Origin of the sequence: Klebsiella sp. H-Nf2, assembly GCF_002806645.1 — a bacterium.
Lineage (GTDB): Bacteria > Pseudomonadota > Gammaproteobacteria > Enterobacterales > Enterobacteriaceae > Klebsiella > Klebsiella variicola.
This window is the reverse complement of record NZ_PIBL01000017.1, coordinates 66682-89638: the sequence shown is the minus strand read 5'-3', so window position 1 is coordinate 89638 and position 22957 is coordinate 66682. Positions and strand designations below refer to the sequence as shown.

The 22957-nt window shown below is 59.4% G+C and carries 25 protein-coding genes and 1 pseudogene; 9 read left to right on the top strand and 17 right to left on the bottom strand.

The window, feature by feature from the left end; all coding sequences use genetic code 11:
• Positions 1-236: carbohydrate porin (locus CWM58_RS25940; RefSeq protein WP_139787657.1), on the top strand; the 236-nt coding region annotated here is incomplete at its 5' end.
• 118 nt (positions 237-354) lie between these two features.
• On the opposite strand, the gene nepI is transcribed toward CWM58_RS25940, so the two are convergent.
• From nepI to CWM58_RS25925, 3 genes are all read right to left on the bottom strand, one after another.
• Complete coding sequence (gene nepI / locus CWM58_RS25935; RefSeq protein ID WP_100682122.1) at positions 355-1548, bottom strand: purine ribonucleoside efflux pump NepI; 1194 nt, start codon at positions 1546-1548, stop codon at positions 355-357.
• A 230-nt stretch (positions 1549-1778) separates the two neighbouring features.
• The gene (locus tag CWM58_RS25930) at positions 1779-2303 is read right to left on the bottom strand and encodes a polyketide cyclase (protein WP_061152902.1); all 525 of its coding nucleotides are present in this window, start codon (positions 2301-2303) and stop codon (positions 1779-1781) included.
• 102 nt (positions 2304-2405) lie between these two features.
• The gene (locus CWM58_RS25925) at positions 2406-2858 is read right to left on the bottom strand and encodes a DUF1198 domain-containing protein (RefSeq protein ID WP_032691299.1); all 453 of its coding nucleotides are present in this window, start codon (positions 2856-2858) and stop codon (positions 2406-2408) included.
• A gap of 105 nt (positions 2859-2963) precedes the next feature.
• Between CWM58_RS25925 and CWM58_RS25920 the strand changes: the two genes are divergently transcribed.
• Positions 2964-3869: a LysR family transcriptional regulator gene (locus tag CWM58_RS25920; RefSeq protein ID WP_022064559.1), complete on the top strand. Its 906-nt coding sequence runs from the start codon at positions 2964-2966 to the stop codon at positions 3867-3869.
• A gap of 47 nt (positions 3870-3916) precedes the next feature.
• Here the strand turns inward: CWM58_RS25920 and uhpT are convergent, their stop codons facing one another.
• The 7 genes from uhpT to ivbL all read right to left on the bottom strand — a co-directional run bounded on the left by uhpT (position 3917) and on the right by ivbL (position 11187).
• Positions 3917-5308, bottom strand: coding sequence for a hexose-6-phosphate:phosphate antiporter (gene uhpT, locus CWM58_RS25915; protein WP_100682121.1), 1392 nt, complete (start codon positions 5306-5308; stop codon positions 3917-3919).
• A gap of 145 nt (positions 5309-5453) precedes the next feature.
• Positions 5454-6782, bottom strand: a complete 1329-nt coding sequence (locus CWM58_RS25910; RefSeq protein WP_012967017.1) for an MFS transporter — start codon at positions 6780-6782, stop codon at positions 5454-5456.
• A gap of 11 nt (positions 6783-6793) precedes the next feature.
• A complete protein-coding gene (uhpB, locus tag CWM58_RS25905; RefSeq protein ID WP_165785852.1) occupies positions 6794-8275 on the bottom strand; it encodes a signal transduction histidine-protein kinase/phosphatase UhpB in 1482 nt (493 codons plus the stop codon).
• A gap of 17 nt (positions 8276-8292) precedes the next feature.
• A complete protein-coding gene (uhpA, locus tag CWM58_RS25900) occupies positions 8293-8886 on the bottom strand; it encodes a transcriptional regulator UhpA (protein ID WP_008806764.1) in 594 nt (197 codons plus the stop codon).
• A 121-nt stretch (positions 8887-9007) separates the two neighbouring features.
• A complete protein-coding gene (ilvN, locus tag CWM58_RS25895; protein ID WP_002923283.1) occupies positions 9008-9295 on the bottom strand; it encodes an acetolactate synthase small subunit in 288 nt (95 codons plus the stop codon).
• Positions 9296-9298: 3 nt separating this feature from the next.
• Positions 9299-10987, bottom strand: coding sequence for an acetolactate synthase large subunit (gene ilvB / locus CWM58_RS25890; RefSeq protein WP_074385318.1), 1689 nt, complete (start codon positions 10985-10987; stop codon positions 9299-9301).
• Positions 10988-11091: 104 nt separating this feature from the next.
• The gene (gene ivbL, locus CWM58_RS25885; RefSeq protein WP_002923286.1) at positions 11092-11187 is read right to left on the bottom strand and encodes an ilvB operon leader peptide IvbL; all 96 of its coding nucleotides are present in this window, start codon (positions 11185-11187) and stop codon (positions 11092-11094) included.
• Between the two features lie 12 nt (positions 11188-11199).
• On the opposite strand from ivbL, the gene CWM58_RS28935 reads away from it, so the two are divergent.
• From CWM58_RS28935 to emrD, 5 genes are all read left to right on the top strand, one after another.
• Positions 11200-11367 carry a hypothetical protein gene (locus CWM58_RS28935; protein WP_165785851.1) on the top strand — a complete coding sequence of 56 codons (168 nt, stop codon included), beginning with the start codon at positions 11200-11202 and terminating at the stop codon, positions 11365-11367.
• 452 nt (positions 11368-11819) lie between these two features.
• Entirely contained in the window at positions 11820-11939 is a 120-nt protein-coding gene (gene tisB, locus CWM58_RS25875) for a type I toxin-antitoxin system toxin TisB (protein ID WP_004145059.1), read from the top strand.
• A 90-nt stretch (positions 11940-12029) separates the two neighbouring features.
• On the top strand, positions 12030-12476 hold the full coding sequence (locus tag CWM58_RS25870) for a GNAT family N-acetyltransferase (RefSeq protein ID WP_061152896.1): 447 nt from the start codon (positions 12030-12032) through the stop codon (positions 12474-12476).
• A gap of 67 nt (positions 12477-12543) precedes the next feature.
• Positions 12544-13377 (top strand): DMT family transporter, encoded by an 834-nt coding sequence (locus tag CWM58_RS25865; protein WP_100682119.1) that lies wholly within the window; start codon positions 12544-12546, stop codon positions 13375-13377.
• Positions 13378-13552: 175 nt separating this feature from the next.
• Positions 13553-14737, top strand: a complete 1185-nt coding sequence (gene emrD, locus CWM58_RS25860; RefSeq protein ID WP_012540264.1) for a multidrug efflux MFS transporter EmrD — start codon at positions 13553-13555, stop codon at positions 14735-14737.
• A gap of 119 nt (positions 14738-14856) precedes the next feature.
• Here the strand turns inward: emrD and dsdC are convergent, their stop codons facing one another.
• Positions 14857-15780, bottom strand: a complete 924-nt coding sequence (gene dsdC / locus CWM58_RS25855) for a DNA-binding transcriptional regulator DsdC (protein ID WP_100682118.1) — start codon at positions 15778-15780, stop codon at positions 14857-14859.
• 16 nt (positions 15781-15796) lie between these two features.
• Positions 15797-15913 (bottom strand): annotated as a pseudogene (locus CWM58_RS28930) (hypothetical protein); the annotation flags it as partial.
• Positions 15914-16004: 91 nt separating this feature from the next.
• On the opposite strand from CWM58_RS28930, the gene dsdX reads away from it, so the two are divergent.
• Positions 16005-17342 carry a D-serine transporter DsdX gene (dsdX, locus tag CWM58_RS25845; RefSeq protein ID WP_100682117.1) on the top strand — a complete coding sequence of 446 codons (1338 nt, stop codon included), beginning with the start codon at positions 16005-16007 and terminating at the stop codon, positions 17340-17342.
• Positions 17343-17358: 16 nt separating this feature from the next.
• Entirely contained in the window at positions 17359-18687 is a 1329-nt protein-coding gene (gene dsdA, locus CWM58_RS25840; protein WP_100682116.1) for a D-serine ammonia-lyase, read from the top strand.
• Positions 18688-18690: 3 nt separating this feature from the next.
• On the opposite strand, the gene CWM58_RS25835 is transcribed toward dsdA, so the two are convergent.
• From CWM58_RS25835 to CWM58_RS25815, 5 genes are all read right to left on the bottom strand, one after another.
• The gene (locus CWM58_RS25835; protein WP_032430009.1) at positions 18691-19113 is read right to left on the bottom strand and encodes a hypothetical protein; all 423 of its coding nucleotides are present in this window, start codon (positions 19111-19113) and stop codon (positions 18691-18693) included.
• A gap of 74 nt (positions 19114-19187) precedes the next feature.
• Entirely contained in the window at positions 19188-19550 is a 363-nt protein-coding gene (locus CWM58_RS25830) for a DUF202 domain-containing protein (protein ID WP_100682115.1), read from the bottom strand.
• Complete coding sequence (locus tag CWM58_RS25825; protein ID WP_002923305.1) at positions 19540-19887, bottom strand: YidH family protein; 348 nt, start codon at positions 19885-19887, stop codon at positions 19540-19542. The genes CWM58_RS25830 and CWM58_RS25825 overlap by 11 nt, the downstream gene beginning before the upstream one ends.
• 101 nt (positions 19888-19988) lie before the next feature.
• Positions 19989-21311, bottom strand: a complete 1323-nt coding sequence (locus tag CWM58_RS25820; RefSeq protein WP_025711345.1) for a 6-phospho-alpha-glucosidase — start codon at positions 21309-21311, stop codon at positions 19989-19991.
• Positions 21308-22930 (bottom strand): alpha-glucoside-specific PTS transporter subunit IIBC, encoded by a 1623-nt coding sequence (locus CWM58_RS25815; protein ID WP_008806753.1) that lies wholly within the window; start codon positions 22928-22930, stop codon positions 21308-21310. Before CWM58_RS25815 ends, CWM58_RS25820 begins: the two co-directional genes overlap by 4 nt.
• Between the last annotated feature and the right edge of the window lie 27 nt (positions 22931-22957).

The window sequence follows — 22957 nt, the reverse complement described above, 5'->3', positions numbered from 1 at the left end:
GGCTGGAAGCGGGCTACCAGCGCGTGGATTACGACCAGGGCGGGGATAACCACGGCTGGAAGCTGACGCTGTCGCAGAACATCGCCATCGGCATGGGGCCGGAGTTCCGCCCGATGCTGCGCTTCTATGTGACCGGCGGTCAGGTGGACAACGAGCACACCGCGAAGGTCAACGGCACCCAGGACCAGCAACTGGATTCGCTGAACGTCGGCGGGATGTTTGAGGCATGGTTCTGATGCGATAGCGCTGTCGAAGGCGCGTTCCCGGCTGGCGCTACGCTTAGCCGGGCTACGACTACGACTGATGCGATAGTCTGTGCCTGCATGTATGCCGGCTGGCAAAAGGCGAGCGGCCTTAAGCGGGTGAATTCACCTTCACTTTGGTCGCCACCAGCAGGCCGGTAAACAGCATTAATATTCCTGACAACACCAGCGGCGACAGCAGCCCTAAGTGGTCGAGCGCAATACCGCCGACCGCGGCGCCGCAGGTGTTGGCCAGCTGGATCACCGCCACCTGAATCGACCCGGCTTTTTCCGCCTGATCGGAGAGCGAACGGGTGATCCACGTTGACCACCCCACCGGGATCAGCGCAAACGCGAAGCCCCAGATAATCGCTACCGTCGAGGCGACGACTTTGCTTTCTCCCCACAGTACCAGCGCCACCGCGCAGGCGGTCAGCACCAGCGGCGCAATCGCCAGCGCCGCTTTCACCGAACGCTTGAGAAGCACCGACGAAAGCGAGGTACCGATAAAGCTGGCGATACCAAAGCTCAGCAGCACCAGCGTCAGGCCGTCGACGTCAAACCCGGCGAGCGTCATGAAAACCGGGCGAATATAGGTAAAGAAGGCGAACTGTCCGGCGAAGGTCATGAAAATGGCGCACATCCCGGCCATCACCCCCGGGCGTTTCAGCAGGCCAAACATATTTTGCTGTTGAGCCGCCGATTCACCGGGCAGCGACGGCAACGCTTTCAGCACCCAGATCGTACACAGCACCCCCATCACCGCCGCGCCGTTAAAGACGTTGCGCCAGCCGATGATCCCGCCCAAAAAACTGCCCAGCGGGGCGGCGATCACCAGCGCGATCGATACCGCGCCGAAGATAATCGATAGCGCTTTCGGCACCACGCGCATCGGCACCAGCCGCATGGTCAGCGAGGCCGACATCGCCCAGAAACCACCGAGCGCCAGGCCCAGACAGGCGCGCCCCAGCAGCAGCAGGATGAAGCTATCGGCAAACGACACCAGCAGGCAGGAAAGGGTCAGCAGCAGCGAAAACAGAATAACGACGTAGCGGCGATCGGTTTTACCGATAACCGTAGTGATAAACAGGCTGGAGAACATGGCCACAAAGGCCGTGGTCGTCACCGACTGCCCGGCCATCCCTTCGGAGATGCCTAAATCCAGCGCCATCGGCGTCAGCAGACTGACCGGTAGAAATTCGACGGTAATCAGGCAGGCAACGCAGAAAGCAACCGCGAAAACCGCCGACCAGTTTGGTCGCGCCAGCTCGCGTGCATGGGGTTTGGCTTCATTTGAATGACTCATGAGTGACCTGCGAAGAAAGTGGCTGAAAGCCGCGCAGTGTAACATTTTGTTTGTGACGAATTTAACGTTTTCACAACTCTCATCGCTTTTCACGGCATGATACAAAGGGATAGCCTGAGAATATAGCCTTCGCCATTCTGCCGGATGGCGCTTACGCTTATCCGGCCTACAAGTGACGAGTGCGGAAACCGTAGGCCGGATAAGGCGCAGCCGCCATCCGGCACTCGGATTTACTCACCGCGAGCCGATTTCACCAGCCCGCAGATCCACTCCTGGTGACCGTTAATCATCGGATTGGGCAAGGTACGCGCCAACTCCTGCGCCGGAACGCCTTTTTGCGACTCCTGGGTGAGGATACGTACGCGCCCGCCGGGCAAATCTTCAAATAGCCACGCGTGGATCACATCAAGACGCGTCGTTGCATCCCCTTCCGCCCAGCCGTGCCAGGCTACGCGCGCCGCCTGCCCGGCAGCGGGAGGTACATACTCTGTAATCTGCGCCTCAATCGGGAAGCCGAAGGTGCTGAAGCGGAAGCGGGCGTTGGCGCTGAGGGTCGGGCCGCTACCGTCATGGAAATGGATATCGGCAACGTTGCTGTAATAGCCCGGCCACAGCGTGGTGTCATCGAGCTGCGCCCATATCTGAGCTGCCGTCAGGCCGCTGACGATAATTTCATTAGAGGCAAAATTGTCGGTCGTGCCTGGCAGATACGCTTCCGGCCAGACGATGGCGCTTTGCAGCAGGGGCTGTTTCATGATTAACCTCGTGAACGATTGTTTTAACGAGGTTAATCATGCGGCGGTGAGTGATATAAATCGAATCACCATCCTTGATAATACACATAAGCAATTATGATATCAGTGCAGCCAGTGTACGCCGTCTTCCGGCAGAAACAGCGCGTTATAACGCTGCTGTAAGTTATGCAAATCGCTTGCATCCGGATCCAGCTCGCGCAGAAACCCTTGCGCAAGACGAATTTGCGCGTCGGTAATCGGCGCCGCTAAACGCGCTTTTTGCATCAGGCGATACCAGTAATGCAGGTTTTTTTCGCTGGCATCGACGATAGCGGTCTGCCAGATCAGCAGTACCTGTGCGGCGTTCTGCAGATGCGCTTCATTCGGCCGCTCCAGGTAGCGCAAATACTCATTACCGGCGGTTTTTCCCAGCTGATCGATCATCGATTCCAGCGGAACAGGCGTTATGCCAAGGCGTTCGCTCAGGCGACGAATCGCGCGGCGTGAATCAGAGGTAAGCACCCGAAATCCCACAACAAATACCACTACCAGGGTGGCCAGTCCTATCCAGATCATGCATCCTCTCATCCAATCGCAGCCTCACTATCATAATGGGAATTTGCCTGCTGTCGACTACCGGGCATACCATAATGTGACTTATCGCGTTTGCGGATGGCTATCATGAAATCTGATATCAGAAACCTCGATCTCAACCTGCTGAAAGCCCTGGATGCGCTGCTCGATGAGCGCAGCGTCACCCGGGCGGCAGCGCGGCTGGCGCTCACCCAGCCGGCGGTCAGCGGCATGCTCACCCGCCTGCGCGACGCCTTTAATGACCCGCTGTTTATCCGCGCCCCGCACGGTATGGTGCCGACGCTGCGCGCTCAGGCGCTGGCGGCTCCGGTAAAGCAGCTGCTGATCGATGCTGAAACCCTGCTGCAACCTGCCATCTTCGAGCCGCTGGAAGCCAATTTTACCTGGACCATCGCCGCGACGGATTATGCGTTGAAAGCAGTGATCGTGCCATTTATCGCCGCGCTGAAGCCACTGGCGCCGGGTATCCGCGTGCGCATCATTCCCGAATCACCGGCCACGCTGCTGGCACAGTCCGAACGTGGTGAAGTGGATATTGCGCTATTGACGCCCCACGATACGCCGCCGGCGCTGCACAGCCGGGCGCTGTATCAGGAAGACTATGTCTGTCTGATGCGCGAAGACCATCCGCAGGCCAGCCAACCGCTGACGCTCGACCGCTTCTGTGCGCTGGAACATGTGCTGGTTTCATGGCAGGGCGATAGCTTTCGCGGCGTGACCGACGACGCGCTGGCGGCGCTTGGTCGAACCCGGCGGGTGGGATTGTCGGTGAGCAGTTTCCTGGTGTTGCCGGAAATACTGGCGGTGAGCGACATGATCGCCGTGGTACCGCGCCGGCTGGCGAAAAGAGCCAGCGGCATGAAAATCGCCCCACCGCCGCTGACGATCCCGGGTTTCACCAAAAGCATGGCCTGGCACGAGCGTAACCATCATGACCCGGCGCAGCAGTGGCTGCGGGAGCTACTCCTGCAATCCAGCCAGCAAGAACAATAAAAAAGCCCGGCGCAATGGCCGGGCAAGGTTACCAAATACCTGGTGTATCAGGCAGTCTGCAAAACGCGATTCTTTTTCTCGCGGCGAATTTTACGCTCTTCGAAGATAGCCACGATGGCCATCAGGCAGATACAGCCGATGGCGGCGGCGTCCAGCGCCGCAAAGGTGCCGGCCCAGCCGGTCAGGCCGAATACCGGCGTGCCGTCAGCGATCATCCCGAGACCCAGTTTGGCGAAGCTATCGCCGATCAGATAGGCGAAGGTGCCCTTGATTCCATCGGCGGCGCCGATCGCTTTTTTCGGCACGAAGCCGACGGCGGCGACGCCGATCAACAGCTGCGGACCAAACACCAGGAAGCCCAGCGCAAACAGCGAGGCCAGATAGACGTACTGGTTGCTGGCATGTTGATACACGCCAAGGGTGGCGATAATCAGCGCCAGTGCGACGCAGGCCACCAGCGCGCGGCGGCCGTTGGCCAGATCCGACAGCCAGCCCCACAGCAGCGTGCCGACCAACGCGCCAACCTCAAACAGGGTAAAGCCCTGAATCGCCACCTCTTTAGACAGCTTCAGCTCCTGGAAGGCATACACGGTGGACCACTGATCGATACCGATACGCACCACGTAGAGGAAGATGTTGGAGAAGCACAGCAGCCAGATCACTTTGTTTTTCAGCACATACTCAACAAAGATCTGCCATTTGGTCATCGCATTTTCTTCGGTCTCTTTGTCCTCTTCGCTGATCGCTTCGCCAAACAGTTCTTCCGCCGTGCCGAGGCCGTAGGATTCCGGAGAGTCGCTACCGTAGCGCAGGCCAATAAAGCCAACGATCAGCGCAATAATCGACGGGAAGACAAACATGCCGATCACGTGGCCGTCGAACAGATAGTTGGCGCCAAACAGCGCCACGCCCGCCGCGCCCGCGCCGCCGAGGTTGTGGGAGATATTCCAGAAGCCGAGGAAGGTGCCGCGTTTGCGTCTGGGCGTCCACTTGGTGATGGTGGAATAGCTGCACGAGCCGCCGGTGCTCTGGAAGAAGCCGCTCAGCGCATAGAAGGCGATCATCAGGAACAAGCTGGTGGAGCCCGCGCCCATGCTGGCGCTAAAGCCCAGCATACAGATGGCGGAGAGGATCAGCATAAACGGCAGGAATTGCTTGGTGTTTTTACCGTCAGCATAATAAGACACGAGCGTCTTGCCCACGCCGTAGGTGATAGAGAAGCCCAGGCCAATCATCCCCAGCTGCGTCATGCTCAACCCGTAGGTGGAGATCATGTCGTTCTGCGCGATATTAAAGTTCTTGCGGATCAGATACATGGTCAGGTAGCCGATGAAGACCACCAGATAGGACTGCATGAAAGGTTTGAACCACATTTTGCGCCGCACATCGAGCGGCAGATCCAGGGTCGGCTTGCGCACCTGATTCAGAAAGGCCAGCATGGGTATCTCCTGAGCTGATTTTTTATGCCTGCGTAATAACCAGGCATTGTAAAAATCAGCGCGCCGTCTGGCCTGAGACGGCGTCCAGGTGAAACCGGGAAAATTTCTTAGTTTTGCCCCATTCGCGGCCAAAGGGTGAGCTACATCACGCTTCGCTGGCGGTACGCGGCGCCTGCGCGTTTAGAAACGGCAGCAGCAGCAGCGCGGAAATGCCGGCGGCAATCGCAATCACCACGAAGAATCCGGTCCAGTGCCAGATATCCATCACCTGCGCCAGCGGCCAGCCGGAAAGCGAGGCGCCAAGATAAGCGAACAGGCCGACAAACCCGGTCGCCGCCCCGGCGGCTTCTTTATGTGAACACTCCGCCGCCGCCATGCCGATCAGCATCTGCGGGCCGAAGACGAAGAACCCGGTGGTGAAGAAGCAGGCCGCCTGCATGACATAGCTGGCGAAAGGCATCAGCCACAGCCCGCCAACCGACAGCAAAATTCCGGCGGCGAAAATCAGGTTCATCGGCCCGCGATTGCCGTTAAACAGCTTATCCGAGCCCCAGCCCGCCACCAGCGCGCCGATAAAACCGCCCAGCTCAAACATGGTCACCGCCGAGTTAGCGGTCACCAGATCGACGCCAAGCGTCTCCGACATATACAGATTACCCCAGTCGTTAATCGCCGCCCGCACCACGTACACCAGCACATAGCACAGCGACAGCAGCCAGATATAGGGATTGGCCAGCACGTAGCGGGTCAGGATCGCTTTACGCGTCAGCCCGGCGCCTTCCTGCTGCTGGGCGATTTCCAGCGCATCGTGACGCCAGTCGCCCACGGCGGGTAACCCTACCGCCTGCGGGCGGTCGCGCAGCCGCCAGCACAGATACAGTCCGGCGAGGATCGCCAGACAGCCGGCAATGGTCATCCCTGCACGCCAGCCGTAGTGCAGCGCCGCCGCCCCCACCACCATCGGGATCAGCGCGCCGCCGACGTTATGCGCGGTATTCCACAGCGCCCACCAGCCGCCGCGTTCGGTCCGCGAATACCAGGCCGTCAGCAGCCGGGCGCAGACCGGCGAGCCCCAGCCCTGGAAGAAGGCATTCAGCGCCCACAGCAGCGCGAAAGCCCACAACGAGGTAGAAAAACCGAACAGGATATTCACCACCCCGGTAGCGATAAGCCCCAGGCCCATGAAATAGCGGGCGTCGGAGCGGTCGCTGACGATACCGGAGAAAAATTTCGACAGCCCATAAGTGATGTAAAACAGCGTGGCCAGCAGGCCAATATCGCTGCGGGTCAGGACGTTGCTGGCCAGAATTTCAGGCACCGCGGCATTAAAGCTTTTGCGGGTGAAATAAAACAGCGCATAGCCAAGCCAGATGGTAAGCAGGATATGGCGACGCCAGTAACGATAACGCTCATCCAGCTCGCGTTTATCGCTAACTGGCGCGGCGTCCGGCGGCGCTTTTAAAAAGGCAAACATCGGCGCTCCTCTCAGGCGTAACGCAGCGGTAAATTGACGCACACGCGGGTACCATGTGTGCAAGAGATCGTTAACGTACCGCCCAGCGCGGTCACACGTTCGCGCATGCCGGTCAGGCCGAACCCCTGCAGATTCGAGCCCGGCGGCAGGCCGCAACCGTCATCTTCCAGCACCAGCATCAGACGCCCATCCTGCTGCCAGCCCTGCAGGGTGACGGCGCTGGCGCTGGCGTGCTTGACGATATTATTCAGTCCTTCCTGGCAGACGCGAAACAGCGTCACGCGCTGGTTTTCACTTAACCCCGCCTCGTTAATCCGCCAGTCGAGATGGCTGACGATACCGCGGTCTTCCAGTTCCATTTCGCGCATCAACGAACGTACCGCCTGTTCAAGCGGCAGATCGTCAAGCTGACGCGGACGCAGACGACCAAGCAGGCGGCGCACCGAGTCGTACACCCCCAGCGAGAGCTGTTCAATCAGTTGGCCGCTCTGGCGCACGCTGCCGTTATTCGGCGCCAGCCGTTGCACGATCCCCGCCTGGGTGCGAATTGCCGTGATCGTCTGGCCGATATCATCATGGAGCTCGCGCGCCACGTCACGCCGCACGCTCTCTTCCGTTTCCAGCAGACGTTCCGCCAGCCGCCGATTTCGCGCCAGCTCGTTCTGTAGCGACAGGTTAAGCTCGCGCAATCGCTGGATCCCCGCCCCCAGCAGCAGCCCGGTGAGGCTCTGCGCCAGCAGCGAAAGCAATAAATCGACCGGGTGATCGTGCCAGGTCTGGCTGGCAATCAGCGCAATGGCGTTCATCAGGGTGGCGATCAACGCTCCCTGCCAGCCGTAGTGCCAGGCGAGGGCGATAATCGGCAGCGCGAGGCAAAATGGGGTAAAGCGGGAGAGCTCGGCGGGCAGCCCAAGCTGCAGCCACAGGCTAATGGTGAATAACAGCAGGTACCAGATCAGATGCCGGCCGCGCCAGTTAATCGGCTGCGAGACCAGCGCGGGCCCCAGTGGCCGCCAGACGGTACTGGTAAGATAGTGCCAGATAACCAGGCAGGTCGGCGCCAGCGTCAGACCACCGGTCAGCGTCAACAGCAGGGCGGTCAATCCTTCGCTCCCTTGCGCCAGCCACGGCAGCGATTGCAGCAGCGAGGCGGCGATCAGCGCTCCGCCCTGGCGCAGCAGCGTCAGCCAGTCGCGCTGATGGCGATAGCGTGAAATCAATGCCACCGGCAGCAGGGTCAGCAGACTTCCGGTCATCAATATTATCGGGTGCGCCAGCGCCACTTCCTGCGCCAGCCAGAAGATAAGCAGCCACTCGGCGCCCAGCAGCACCGGCCAGTAGCCACGCGGGCATTGCAGCATCAGTCCTAAACGCAGGCCAAAGGGAAACAGCAGCACCGCTAAATCCGCGCGTTCCACCAGATGCAGACTGATACTCCACAGGCAGAACCAGGCGGCCGCGAAGATAAAGGCGCAGCCGATCACCGACAGCAATCGTGAGACGACAGCCTTCATTGCCAGCTATCGAACATGCGGCGCGCCAGCTCAACGTCGTTACTGACGCCCAGTTTTTCCAGCAGGTTGGCGCGGTGAACGTGGACAGTTTTCGGCGACAGGCCGAGCTCGGCGGCAATCTCTTTCACCGCCATCCCCTGCGCCAGTTTTTCCGCCACCTGGCGTTCGCGTTTGGTGAGCGGATCCTGGCGCCCGGCGGCCAGCTTCATGGCGATATCCGGCGTGAGATAGCAACCGCCCGCCGCCACCGTGCGCACCGCGGCGATAAGTTCATCCGGGCTGCAGCGTTTCGACAGGAAGCCGCGTGCGCCGGCGTTCAGCGCCTGCTCGATCAGCGCCGGGCTATCGTGCACCGACAGCATGATGGTCGCCATCCCCTTCGGCAATTGGCTTAACAGCTCCAGCCCGGAAATATCCGGCATGGAGATATCGCAGATACAGACCTGTACACCGCGCCCCGGTAGCCCCGCCAGCGCCTCGCGACCGCTACCAAATTCGGCGACAACCTGAAAATCAGCTTCCAGCCCCAGCAGCTGAGCAAAGCCGGAGCGGACAATCAAATGATCGTCAATAAGGGCGATGGTGGTCATGATAGGGTCCTGGTGCCTGAGACGAAAAAGCGCTATGTCCGTAGGCCGGATAAGCGCAGCGCCATCCGGCAAAGGCGCTTACCTTAACCATAAGCACCTTACCGTTCAAGCCTTGCGCGATTTACTCGAAGAACACCGCAATTTTGTTAAACATGGTGGGATCGGACTGGTTACGCGCCACTTTGGTGACATCTTCCAGCTTTTCAATCTGGCTAATCATCTGCCCCAGTCGCTGGTCATCATTTACCAGCAGCCAGATGCGGCTGTGTTCGCTGCCCTGGATCGGCAAGCAGAGAATGCCTTCAACGTTAAACGCGCGGCGGGCGAATAGCCCGCAGACGTGGGTCATCACGCCAGGGTGGTTGCGGACGGTGAGCTCCAGAATGACGTTATCACATTGTTTTTGCATGGCTTATTCCCCCACCATTTCAGTATTGGCCGCACCCGGCGGTACCATCGGATACACTTTCTGCTGCGCGTCGATGCGCACGTGGATCAGCGCCGGTCCCGGACGATCGATGATCGCCTGCAGCGCCGCCTGCGGATCGGCTTCGTTATTTAAATCACAGGTTTGCAGGCCAAAACCGGCGGCAATCTGCATAAAGTTAATCATCCCCGGATAGGTGGCGGCGAACACGCCCTGCTGATAGAACAGGCTCTGTTGCTGGTGCACCAGCCCCAGCGCTTCGTTGTTCAGCAGGATAATTTTGACATCCAACCGATTTTCGGCGGCGGTGGCCATCTCCTGAATATTCATCATCAGGCTGCCGTCGCCGGAGAAACAGATAACCTTGCGCTGCGGATTGGCCAGCGCCGCGCCGATCGCCGCCGGCAGGCCGAAGCCCATGGTACCGAGACCGCCGGAAGTCAGCCACTGGCGCGGACGGTTGAGCGGGTAGGCCTGCGCCGTCCACATCTGATGCTGACCCACATCGGTGGTAATGATCGCCTCATCGTCAACGCAGGCGGCCACGGCGTTAATCAGGCCGTAATGGGAGAGCGGGTCACTTTCCTGCGGGATGGCGCAGGGGAATTCACGCTGTAAATCTGCCACCAGCTGGCGCCACTCATCACGCGGCTGCGCCTCAATCTGCGGGATCAGCTGGGCTAAGACTTCCGCCACATCGCCCTGAATCGCGACGTGCGGTTGCTTGATTTTACCCAGCTCGGAACGGTCGATATCGACGTGGATAATCTTCGCGTTCGGGCAGAACTGTTCGGTCTTGCCAATCGCCCGGTCATCAAAACGCGCGCCTAAAACAATCAGTAAATCCGCTTCCTGCAAAATGAAGTTGGTGCTGCGCGCGCCGTGCATGCCCAGCATCCCCAGCGACAACGGATGCGCCTTCGGCAGCATGCCCAGCGCCATCAAGGTCATGGTGGTCGGCAGGTTGGCTTTTTCCGCCAGCTGACGAATCGGCTGCGGCGCGTTAATCACCCCGCCGCCCAGATAGAGCACCGGGCGCTTCGCCGCGTTGATCATCGCCGCTGCTTCACGCACGCTTTCAGGGGCGAATGCCGGTGCCGGGGCGCGCTCGCCCGGTTCTGGCAGGGTCTCCAGTTCAATAGTGGCCGACTGTACGTCCTTAGGAATGTCTATCCACACCGGTCCGGGACGCCCGGACTGGGCAATACGGAAGGCATCGCTCATCACCTGCGGCAGCTCGGCGATGTCGCGCACCAGATAGTTATGCTTGGTGATGGGGATAGAGATGCCGTAGGTGTCGACTTCCTGGAAAGCGTCGGTGCCGATCATGGAGGCCGGTACCTGGCCGGTGATGCACACCAGCGGAATTGAATCGAGGCGGGCATCGGCGATCGCCGTAATCAGGTTGGTGGCGCCAGGGCCGCTACAGGCCATACAGACTGCGGGTTTGCCTTCGGTTCGCGCCATCCCCTGAGCGATAAAACCCGCGCCCTGCTCGTGGCGCGCCAGGATGTGGCGGATCTGCGTGCTTTGGCTTAAGGCATCGTAGATAGGCAGAATAGAACCGCCCGGGATGCCGCTGACCATAGTGATGCCCTGGCGTTCCAGTAAATGAACAACCAGCTGCGCGCCGGTAAAGCGCATTGTGTTTGATGTTGTGCCCGAACTTGCCATGCTCCAGTCCTTTTATTCTGGGCCGACTTTACCGGGGGGCTCGCCAACAAAAAACCCCGCTCGGTTTGCGCCGGCGGGGTTTGGAATTCGTGTTGTTCCGGACCCTACGGCGCGTTGCCGACGACGACCACCACAGACACGACGACCACCGCGGCAGGCGCGGTTTTTAGTAGGGTCGAAGCGATCAGGGTTGCGTTCATTAGGGACCTGTTGTGTCAATAAATAAGCTGAATTCATACAAACACAGGTTTTCCATTTTCACAATGGATTTATTTTCATCCAGGAAAATTTGCGCGAAAGATCACAATTCGGCGCAAAAGGGCAGAAAACAAAAAACCCCGCCGGAGCGAGGTTTTTATCAGTATTGTTACGGGTGGTAGCCGCAAGCACACTGTATTACGTCAACGCCAAAAGTATACGCGATCGCTGCAGTTCGCGCAATTTAAGGACGATATTTCTCTGTCATAGAGTATGGACGAGGGGGGCGAATTTGTCCAAAAAATACTGTTCATCCATACAGTATTTATCTATACTGGGTGTGTTCACTTTGTGCCATTCGGGGGCCGCAAGTTTGACCGGCGCAACGAAGTCCTGGCTGAAACGGGTGGTGCCGTCAGTGCCTTAACCCCGAGAGAGCACACTGTGTTACGTCAACAACGTGCAGTATCTGAACCGCGCGGCAACGCGTGGGTCAACGCTGCGCACCCCTGCCGTTGCAGGCGGCGGGCCGGGAAGCCGTCTACGGAAAGGACGAACTATCGGCCAGGGCAGACGCCGCGGGCGACAGGCAGGGATAAGCTGGCAACGGGCAGCGGAAAGGTACGTCAGCTTATTGTGCTCCTTAACCACAGGAGACGCGCGTATGGGCGGAATGGATATTATTATTTTGATCCTGAAACTCATGGTTGCTGTGTTGCAACTACTTGATGCAGTCCTGAAACAGTTCCGCTGATTCAGGTTCAAGTCGCACCTGAGGGGGGCGGGAAACCGCCCCCCTGCAGGCGCCCGCCGGGCGTCCCGGGATGACTTGATGGAGGAAGCTATGCCACCCCTGTTAATTGCCGCCACGACGCCGGATGTCCCGGGGTTCGCGGCGCTAAGAATCGAAAGCCTTGAACAGCATTTCAATATGCTGCGCCGCCTGGCGGAAAACTGGCAGAGCGGCAAAAACCGCTTTAACGCGCCGGGCGAAACGCTGCTGGGCGCCTTCGTGAACCACCAGCTGGTAGGGGTATGCGGCATCAATAGCGATCCCTTCAGTCCGCAGCCGCGGGCCGGGCGCATTCGCCACCTCTACATCAGCGAACGCTATCGTCGCCGGGGGATCGGCCAGCAGCTGCTGGTCTCGGTCATTACCCACTCCAGCGCCTGGTTCGATTTTCTTAACACCCATGCCCCGGCGCAGGCCTGGCCCTTTTATGAAAAGCTTGGTTTTCGCCCGGTATACGATGAACCCCGGGTCACGCATCGTCTGTTCTGCTCGCTTTAGCCGCAGCTGGTTGGCTGCGCGGGCGCATGTTACAGTCCGAAGACCTTAACTTCTGAATCGTTTTGCGATGACCCTCACCGTATTCTGCATTTTGCTGTTCGCCGCCCTGCTGCACGCCAGCTGGAACGCTATCGTCAAAGCCAGCGGCGATAAAATGTACGCGGCGATCGGCGTCAGCGGCTCGGCCGCGCTGCTCGCCCTGGTGATGCTGCCCTTCGCGCCGCAGCCGACGCTGGCCAGCGCGCCTTATCTGGCGGCGTCGTGCGCATTGCAGGTGGTGTATACGGTGCTGGTAGCGAAGACCTACCAGGTGTCGGATATGAGCCAGACCTATCCGCTGATGCGCGGCACCGCGCCGCTGCTGGTGACAGCCATTAGCGTCATTTTTCTTGGCGATCGCTTATCGCCGCTGGCCTGGCTGGGTATTGGCGTTATCTGCCTGGCGATTCTGGCGATGGCCTTTCACGGCCGCGTTAGCTCCCGCAAAGGCATCGTGCTGGCGCTGATCAACGCCTGCTTTATCGCCGGCTACACGCTGGTGGACGGCACCGGCGTCCGGCTGGCGGGCTCTGCACTGGGTTATACCCTGTGGACCTTTTTTATGAACGGTTTCTACCTGCTGTGCTGGGCCATGGTGGCGCGACGGCGAGAGGCCAGTCGTTATTTACGTCAGCACTGGAAAAAGGGCATCCTCGGCGGTGTCGGCACCATGGGCTCCTACGGTCTGGCGCTATGGGCGATGACGCAAGCGCCGCTGGCGGTGGTCGCCGCGCTACGTGAAACCTCCATTCTCTTCGGTGCGCTGATCGCCTTTATCGTCCTGAAAGAGCAACTGATACCGCTCCGCATCGTGGCCGCCTGCGGGATTGCCGCCGGGGCGATCCTCCTGCGGCTGTCATAGCCTGAAATGGCAACATTAGTTGCCGAACCTGTTTACAAAATCTGCCTCGACTCCCCCCTGCAATCGGTACTTTGCGGTTGTTCTGTCATTTTTATATGGTAGATTCCTCCATCTCTTACGGGGTGTGCCAGTCACATATTCTTCACTTTTAATTACTAACAAAGTATTCATCGACATGAAACGGCATAAGAACTTCAATTTGTTGTTGATGCTGGTACTGCTGGTGGCCGTCGGCCAGATGGCGCAGACCATTTATATTCCGGCTATTGCCGACATGGCGGTCGCGCTGAACGTCCGCGAAGGGGCGGTACAAAGCGTGATGGCGGCCTATCTGCTGACCTACGGTATTTCACAGCTGTTCTACGGCCCGCTCTCCGACCGCGTGGGCCGCCGTCCGGTGATCCTCGTCGGGATGTCGATTTTTATGCTGGCGACGCTGGTAGCTATTACCACCCATAGCCTGCCGGTGCTGATCGCCGCCAGCGCCATGCAGGGGATGGGCACCGGGGTCGGCGGCGTCATGGCGCGGACCCTGCCACGCGACCTGTACGAAGGCGCGCAGCTGCGTCATGCCAATAGCCTGTTAAATATGGGTATTCTGGTCAGCCCGCTGATTGCGCCGCTGCTCGGCGGCATCCTCGACACCCTGTGGAGCTGGCGCGCCTGCTACGCCTTCTTGCTGGTGCTGTGCGCGGGCGTGACCTTCAGCATGGCGAAGTGGATGCCGGAAACGCGCCCGGAAGGGGCGCCGCGCACCAAACTCCTGACCAGCTACAAAACGCTGTTCGGTACCGGGGCGTTTAACTGCTATCTGCTGATGCTGATCGGCGGCCTGGCGGGGATAGCGGTATTCGAAGCCTGCTCCGGCGTGCTGATGGGCGCGGTGCTCGGTCTGAGCAGCATGGCGGTGAGTATTCTGTTTATTCTGCCGATCCCGGCGGCATTCTTCGGCGCGTGGTTTGCCGGCCGGCCGAACAAGCGTTTCCCGACGCTGATGTGGCAATCGGTTATCTGCTGCCTGCTGGCAGGTTTGATGATGTGGATCCCTGGGCTGCTGGGCATCATGACCGTCTGGACCCTGCTGGTGCCTGCGGCGCTGTTCTTCTTCGGTGCCGGGATGTTGTTCCCGCTGGCCACCAGCGGCGCAATGGAGCCGTTCCCGTTCCTCGCCGGTACCGCCGGGGCCCTGGTGGGCGGTTTGCAGAATATCGGCTCCGGCGTGCTGGCCTGGCTGTCGGCGATGATGCCGCAAACCGGTCAGGGCAGCCTTGGCCTGCTGATGATGCTGATGGGCCTGTTGATTCTGCTGTGCTGGCTGCCGCTGGCCTCGCGCTTCACCCACCATCAGCAGCCGGTATAAGCGCGTCGGTCGTTCCCCGGATGGCGGCTGACGCCTTATCCGGGCTACCGGACTGTAGGCCCGCGCAAGCGCAGCGCCGCCTGGCGATTATCAGGCACTGAACCATTGCTTAGCTCTTTTCAGGTCAGGCTGTGCAGCCATTCGATAAAGGCGTCGATTTTCGGCCACTGACGGCCCGGCAGGGTCGTCACGTAATAATGCTGATAGCATTTCAGCGTCATGTCGCCGAACGGCGCGATAAGCTCCCCGCTTTCTAACCGCTTCTGCACCAGCCGCTTGCGTCCCATCGCCACCCCTACATGGTTCATTGCCGCAATCACTGCTAAATCGGATCGATCGAAGCCAATGCCCGACGATGGCGGCAGTTCCACCGCAAATTTCTGCGCCCAGCTATACCACTCATCGGTCCCCGAGTCGTTGCTCCATGCCTGGCGATCGTGGAGCAGTGTGCAGTGGCGCAGATTGTCAGGATGCTGCGTTAACTGGTGCTGGCGGGCATAATTCGGCGTACATACCGGCACGATCGCCTCATCCATCAGAAAATGGTGGCTGAGTTGCGACGATGGCGCGTCATCAAAATAGATTGCCAGATCGATACCCGCCCGCTGCAGATTGACGTTATCGTTGCCGGTCAGCACGGTCAGCGAGATGGCCGGGTAGCGGCGGCTAAAATCCCCCAGCGCGGGCACCAGCCAGCACTGGGCTATCGACGGGCGGGAATAAACCGTCAGGCTGCCGGAGAGTTCCTGGTTTTTGATGTCCAGAATCTCCTGATTGAGGCCATCCAGCGACGACTTCAGCGCCCAGTAAACGCGCTTCCCTTCACGCGTCAGCTCCACTTTGCGGTGCGAGCGGACAAAGAGCTGGATCCCCAGCTCTTCTTCCAGCTGATTAATCCGGTGACTGACGGCGCTTGGGGTGAGCGCCAGCTCGTCTGCGGCCAGGGCGAACGACTCATGCCGCGCCGCCACTTCAAACGTCGACAGCCTGGAGAGCTGCCAGCCGTTGAGCAACCGGGTACCTAAGGTTTTTAGTGCATCCATAACGCGATCCTGGCGAGAAGAGGAGTCTGGATAATAAAAAAATAACGCCAGAACTTCCGCTAAAGGATGAATTAATTTGACTCACTGCAAGTTTAAAGGTCACTTTTAGAGCTAAATCACCTTCTTGATTCAATTTGGCTCACCTGAAAGGCCATTTATATCGTTTGTCAGCCCATGCCGGTTTTCTGTTCAATAACCACACGTTATTTACGGCGAGGTGGGGTATGGAATCGCAAATCTGGGTTGTGAGCACGCTGCTGATAAGCATCGTGTTAATCGTCTTAACGATCGTCAAACTGAAGTTTCATCCGTTTCTGGCGCTGCTGCTGGCGAGCTTTTTCGTCGGGGCGATGATGGGGATGGGCCCGCTGGAGATGGTCAACGCCATTGAGAGCGGCATCGGCGGCACGCTGGGCTTCCTCGCGGCGGTGATCGGTCTCGGCACCATTCTCGGTAAGATGATGGAGGTTTCCGGCGCGGCGGAGCGCATCGGCCTGACGCTGCAGCGCTGCCGCTGGCTGTCGGCGGACGTGATTATGGTGCTGGTCGGCCTGATCTGCGGCATTACGCTGTTTGTCGAAGTCGGCGTGGTGCTGCTGATCCCGCTGGCGTTCTCCATCGCTAAAAAAACCAATACCTCACTGCTGAAGCTGGCCATTCCGCTGTGTACGGCCCTGATGGCGGTGCATTGCGTGGTGCCGCCGCACCCGGCCGCGCTGTTCGTTGCCAACAAACTGGGCGCCGATATCGGTACGGTTATCGTCTATGGTCTGCTGGTCGGCCTGATGGCCTCGCTGGTCGGCGGCCCGCTGTTCCTCAAGCTGCTCGGCAACCGTCTGCCGCTTAAATCGGTGCCGGCCGAATTTTCCAACCTCGAAGTGCGCGATGAATCGACGCTGCCGTCGCTCGGCGCCACGCTGTTTACCGTACTGCTGCCGATTGGCCTGATGCTGGTGAAAACCGTCGCCGAACTGAACATGGCGAAAGGTGGCACGCTGTATATGTTGCTGGAATTTATCGGCAACCCAATCACCGCTATGTTTATCGCCGTCTTTGTCGCCTATTACATTCTCGGCATTCGTCGCCAGATGGGGATGGGTGTCCTGCTGACTCATACTGAAAACGGCTTCGGATCGATCGCCAACATTCTGCTGATTATTGGCGCCGGTGGCGCGTTCAACGCGATTTTGAAATCCAGCGGCCTGGCCGATAGCCTGGCGGTGATCCTCTCAAATCTGCATATGCATCCGATTCTGCTGGCCTGGCTGGTGGCGCTTATCCTGCACGCCGCCGTCGGCTCCGCTACCGTGGCGATGATGGGCGCTACCGCCATCGTTGCGCCGATGCTGCCGCTTTATCCTGGCGTAAGCCCGGAGATCATCGCCATTGCCATCGGTTCCGGCGCCATTGGCTGCACGATCGTCACCGATTCCCTGTTCTGGCTGGTAAAACAGTACTGCGGCGCCAGCCTCAGCGAAACGTTCAAGTACTACACGACAGCGACATTTATCGCTTCTTTACTTGCACTCGCCGCCACCTTCCTGCTTTCTTTCATCATCTAAGCGAACGAGACGTAATATGAAAAACGCTGACCTGACCCAATTAACCGCGACCTTCCCGCTTGTGCAGGATCTGATCGCCCTGAAAGAAACCACCTGGTTTAACCCGGCCACCACCACCCTGGCGCAAGGGTTACCTTACGTCGGTCTGACCGCCGACGATGTGCAAGACGCCCATGCCCGCCTTCAGCGCTTCGCGCCCTATCTGGCGGAAGCTTTCCCGGAAACGGCCGCCACCGGCGGGATTATCGAATCGGAAGTGGTTGCCATTCCGGCAATGAAACGCAGCCTTGAGCAAAAGTTCGGCCAGCCGATTAGCGGCGAACTGCTGCTAAAAAAAGACAGCCATCTGCCGATTTCAGGTTCCATTAAGGCACGCGGCGGGATTTATGAAGTGCTGACCCATGCGGAAAAGCTGGCGCTGGAAGCCGGGCTGCTCAGTACCGCAGATGATTATCGCAAATTGCTGACGCCGGAATTTAAACAGTTCTTCAGCCAGTACAGCATCGCCGTCGGCTCCACCGGCAACCTCGGGATGTCGATCGGCATCATGAGCGCGCGCATCGGCTTTAAGGTTACGGTACATATGTCTGCCGATGCCAGAGCATGGAAAAAGGCCAAACTGCGCAGCCACGGCGTGACGGTCGTTGAATATGAAGAGGACTACGGCGTGGCGGTCGAACAGGGACGCAAGGCAGCGGAATCCGACCCGAACTGCTTTTTCATCGATGATGAAAACTCGCGCACGCTGTTCCTCGGCTATGCCGTAGCCGGCGAGCGCCTGAAGGCGCAGTTTGCCAAAGCAGGGCGTGTGGTCGATGCCGATCACCCGCTGTTCGTCTACCTGCCATGCGGCGTTGGCGGCGGCCCCGGCGGCGTGGCATTCGGCCTGAAGCTGGCCTTCGGCGACCACGTTCACTGCCTGTTCGCCGAACCGACCCATTCGCCATGCATGCTGCTCGGCATCTATACCGGGCTCCACGACCAGATTGCGGTGCAGGATTTAGGGATTGATAACCTGACCGCCGCCGATGGTCTGGCGGTCGGCCGCGCTTCCGGGTTCGTTGGCCGGGCGATGGAGCGCCTGCTCGATGGCCTGTATACCCTTGATGATCAGACGATGTACGACATGCTGGGCTGGCTGGCGACAGCGGAAAACATTCGCCTTGAACCGTCCGCGCTGGCCGGAATGGCCGGACCGCAGCGGGTCTGCGCCAGCCAGGCGTACCATCAGCTGCAGGGGCTGAGTGAGCAACAGCTGCAGCAGGCCACCCACCTGGTGTGGGCCACTGGCGGCGGTATGGTGCCGGAAGAGGAGATGGCGCAATATCTGGCGAAGGGGCGCTAACCTTCAGCGCAGCAGCGGCATCAGCGCCTCTGGCGGCCGCTGCTGTCGGCGTAAATCTCGCATCACTCGCATATAAGGCCCGCTAAGATCGTAGAACTGCCGGTAACCCGCGCACAGCGGGTCTTCCTGTTCGCCGCAGCGGCACAGGCGCAGCCACGGGCAGCCGTAGCAGGTGCTGTTGGCCGCTGGCGCGCCTGGCTGGGTCAGCGTCTCGCCGCACCAGGCGCTCAGCGTCTCACTAAACAGCAAAATATTGATTCGCCCAATATCTTCCCGCACCCAGCGGTGAAAGACAGCACAGAGAAACTCACCCCAGAGCGCGGCGTCGCCGGCCGCCAGCTGCGGAATAAAATGGATAGCGGTGAGACCCTGTTGACGCAGTTGCGCATAGAACGCCTGCGGCTGGTGGCAATGATGCGCCTCCACCACGACAGCCTGAAAGGGAGTGTCATGTTGCTGGCCGGGGGCATGAGTGAGAGGCAAATTCGCCGGACATCCTGTCATGACATATCCCTAATGAATAAAACGATCTGTTGAAGGTGAGTAACAGCAAACAGGAATGCCAGAGAAAGTACTGCGAGAGCGATCAAAAATTTGTCACGAACCGCCCGCGGCTGAAAAAAATCGCTGTCATCGACGTCCATCAGATGACGACGACGGGTATAGCCCCAGAGGATCACCGCCACTATCGCCAGCACGCCGATCGACAGCCAGAACGGTAGGCCGGCGCGGTGCCAGCTGTGCTTAATCGCCAGCGCCATCAGCGCGCCATAGCCCAACAGAGTGCGAAACCAGGCCAGCGAGGTGCGCTCTGGCTGTAGTCCCGGATCGCCTTCCCGCCGCGCCCGGCGTTTATCCGCCATACACCACCAGCAGCATCACCGCGGCCACCACCGCCAACAGCAGGATGCTAATCACCAGCAGCGTGCGGGTATAGGGAAGGTCCTGTTTCAGACGCATCGCCTTCTCGTTATTCAGCCAGCGCAGATAGCCATAGATGGCCATGCCGCCGGCAAAGAGACACAGCAGCAGGGCAAGAATTTCACGGATCAGCGGCGTGGCAAAGTCCGGCGCTAACTGGTCAAGGCCGACGCCAGCGGCCAGAAAACCGAGCGCCGTGCGGATCCACGCCAGAAAGGTGCGTTCGTTAGCCAGCGAAAAGCGGTAATCTGGCGCTTCGCCGAGGCGGGAGATTTTCATTACAGTTCCTTGTTCATCGCGCAGGCAGGCTTCAGCATAGCGTAAATCAGGAACCGGGGAGAAGAACCGGCGCCCCGCGGGCGCCGGTCAAACAGCGGGGATTAATGCAGCTCAGGCCAGTAATCTTTGTTGGCCGCAATCAGGTCGTCGAGGATCGCTTTCGCCACCGAGGCGCTCGGTACGGTTTTCGACAGGGTAATCGCCTGCCACAGCTTGTGGTAAGAGCGTTGTTCCCAGGCATCGACCACCAGTTTTTCCACTGCCACCTGCTGGCTCATCATCCCTTTCTGGAAGTGCGGGATGTCGCCGACCGTCAGCGGTTCCGGTCCGTTGTGACCCACCAGGCACGGGATCTCCACCATCGCGTCGGCGTCAAAGTTATGGATCGCGCCGTTGTTTGGCACAATCAGCAGCATCCTTTCCTGCGTGTTAAAGGCGATGGCCGTCGCCAGATCGACGATATACGACGCATGCTCGTCAATCTCCAGATCGCCGGCAGTGGATTTCCCGGCGGCAATAATCGCCCGGCAGGCACTGAAGACGTTTTTCTCCCGATGATCCATCACCTCGTTGGCGCGGGTGCGTTCCGGGTTGGAGTGAGCCACCACGTAGTCCGGGAACAAGTAATATTTCAGGTAGGTGTTCGGCATGGTCTGCGGATCCAGCGCCTGCACGTCTTTCGCTTTAGCAAAGGTATCGTTCCAGCTGGCCTCGGTGTGCGGATCGTTAGAGGGCGGCACATAACCATATTTCGCCACATACTCGCGCAGCTTCGGCATCAAATCGTTGCCGTCGAGGTCCTCAATCGACGTCCACCAGCCAAAGTGATTGAGGCCGTAGTAGCGCACGCGCATCTGTTTGCGATCTTTGAGGCCGACAATCTGCGCCATCCGCCCTTCAATGCCGATCGGCATATCGCAGATGTTGAGGATTTTGGCGTTTGGCCGCAGACGCCGGGTGGCTTCCGCCACAATCGCCGCCGGGTTGGAGTAGTTGAGCATCCAGGCGTTCGGCGAGTATTTTTCCATATAATCCACCAGCTCCAGCACGCCACCGATAGAGCGCATACCGTAGGCGATCCCCCCCGGTCCGCAGGTCTCCTGGCCCAGCACGCCGTGGCGCAGCGGGATTTTCTCATCCTGTTCACGCATCGGATATTTACCGACGCGGATATGCGCCATGACGAAATCAACATCGGTAAACGCCGCCTGCGGATCGGTGGTATAGCTGAATTGAATATCCGGCGCCTGCTCTTTGAGGATCACTTTGCACGCCTCGGCGATGGTCTCCTGCCGCGCGCCGTCGTTGTCGTAAAATTTCAGCGACCGCAGCGGAAAACGATCCTGGTTTGCCAGCAGCATCAGAACAATGCCCGGGGTGAAGGTGCTGCCGCCGCCTGCGATAACAACTGAGAATTTTTTCATGATACTGCCTCCGTCATGGTGGTATGTTCGGTCGAAAGAGAATCTTTCATCAGGTTTTCCAGCTGGTCGCGCACCTGGGGAACATGCAGGCCGACGATAACCTGAATCCCGTTGCCGCGGCGTACTACCCCGTGGGCGCCCAGCGCTTTAAAGACGTCGTCACTTTGCGTTTTCGCCATATCGACCAGCGCGATGCGCAGTCGGGTGGCGCAGTTGTTGATGCTTTCAATGTTGTCGGCGCCGCCGAGGGCCTGCAGGAAGCCAGCGGCCTGACCCAGCCGGGTCTCTGGCGCGGCGGCGGCCGTGGTTTTACCTCGTGCCGCCTGGTAATCGGCCTTGCTGTAGAGCTTGATTTCGCTCTCTTCCCGGCCTGGCGTCTTCAGGTTCAGACGCAGGATCAGGGTGCGGAAGACCACGAAGTACAGGGCGGTGAAACAGAGGCCGATGCCTATCTGAATGAACATCATCGAGGCGTGGTGATGGAACATCGGGATCCAGTTTTGCGGCAAGAATTGATCAAGCAGGCCGCCGCCGAAATTGCCTACCACCCCGCAGATGTACATCACCGTCGCCATGGTCGCCGCCAGCACCGCGTGAACGGCAAACAGCAGCGGCGAGATGAACAGGAAGGTGAACTCCAGTGGTTCGGTGATCCCGACCAGCATCGCGGTCAGGGTGGCAGGGATCAGCAAGCCAGCGACCTTGACGCGGTTTTCCGGCGCGGCGGTAAAGTAGAGCGCCAGCGCAATCCCCACCGAACCAAACACTTTCGAGTTACCGTGCAGGGCAAAGCCGCCCTCCGGGAACAGCGTCTTCAGCGGTTCCGTACTCTGACTGAACGCCTGCAGATGCTCCGCCCAGTAGACCTGCAGACCGCCCTCCACCACCGCCGGGCCAAAGATGAACGGGCCATAGACGAAGTGGTGCAGACCGGTGGGGATCAGAATGCGCTCAAGGAAGATGTAGACCCACACCCCAAGCGCCCCGGCTGAGCGCAGGAAGGCCTGCAGCGATTCAATGCCCAGCTGAACCTTTGGCCAGCCGAGCAGGGTCAACCAGGCGCAGGGGATCATCGCGAGGAAGGCGACAATGACCACAAACGATGATCCCTGAAAGATGCCGAGGAACACCGGCAGGGGTTTATCGAAATAGCGATTGTGCAGGGCCGTCACCAGACCGGAGATGACGATGGCGCCGATAATACTGGTGTCGAGGGTTTTGATCCCGGCAATCATCGTCAGGCCGCTGCCTGCCGTGGGTTCAACGGAAAAGTCGACGCCGAAGAAGTGGCCCCAGGTCATCCCCATGGCGTTAATAAAGTAGTTCCAGGTGAGAAAACTCACCAGCACCGCCAGACAGGCCCGGCCCTGGGCCTGTTTCGCCAGGCCGATCGGCAGACCGACGGCGAAAATCAGCGGCATATTACGAAAGACGGTCCAGCCGCCCTCTTCAATGATGTGAACGATCTGGGCAAACAGGCTGTCGGGTGCGGTCAGCGCTTCTCCGACGAACATCGGGTTGCGCAGCATGATGGCGATACCGACCACGATCCCGGCAAAAGGAAACAACAAAACCGGGGTAAACATGGCGCCGCCAAAGCGTTGTATTTGACTGAGCATTTGAAAATCCTCATGTAACAACTCGTA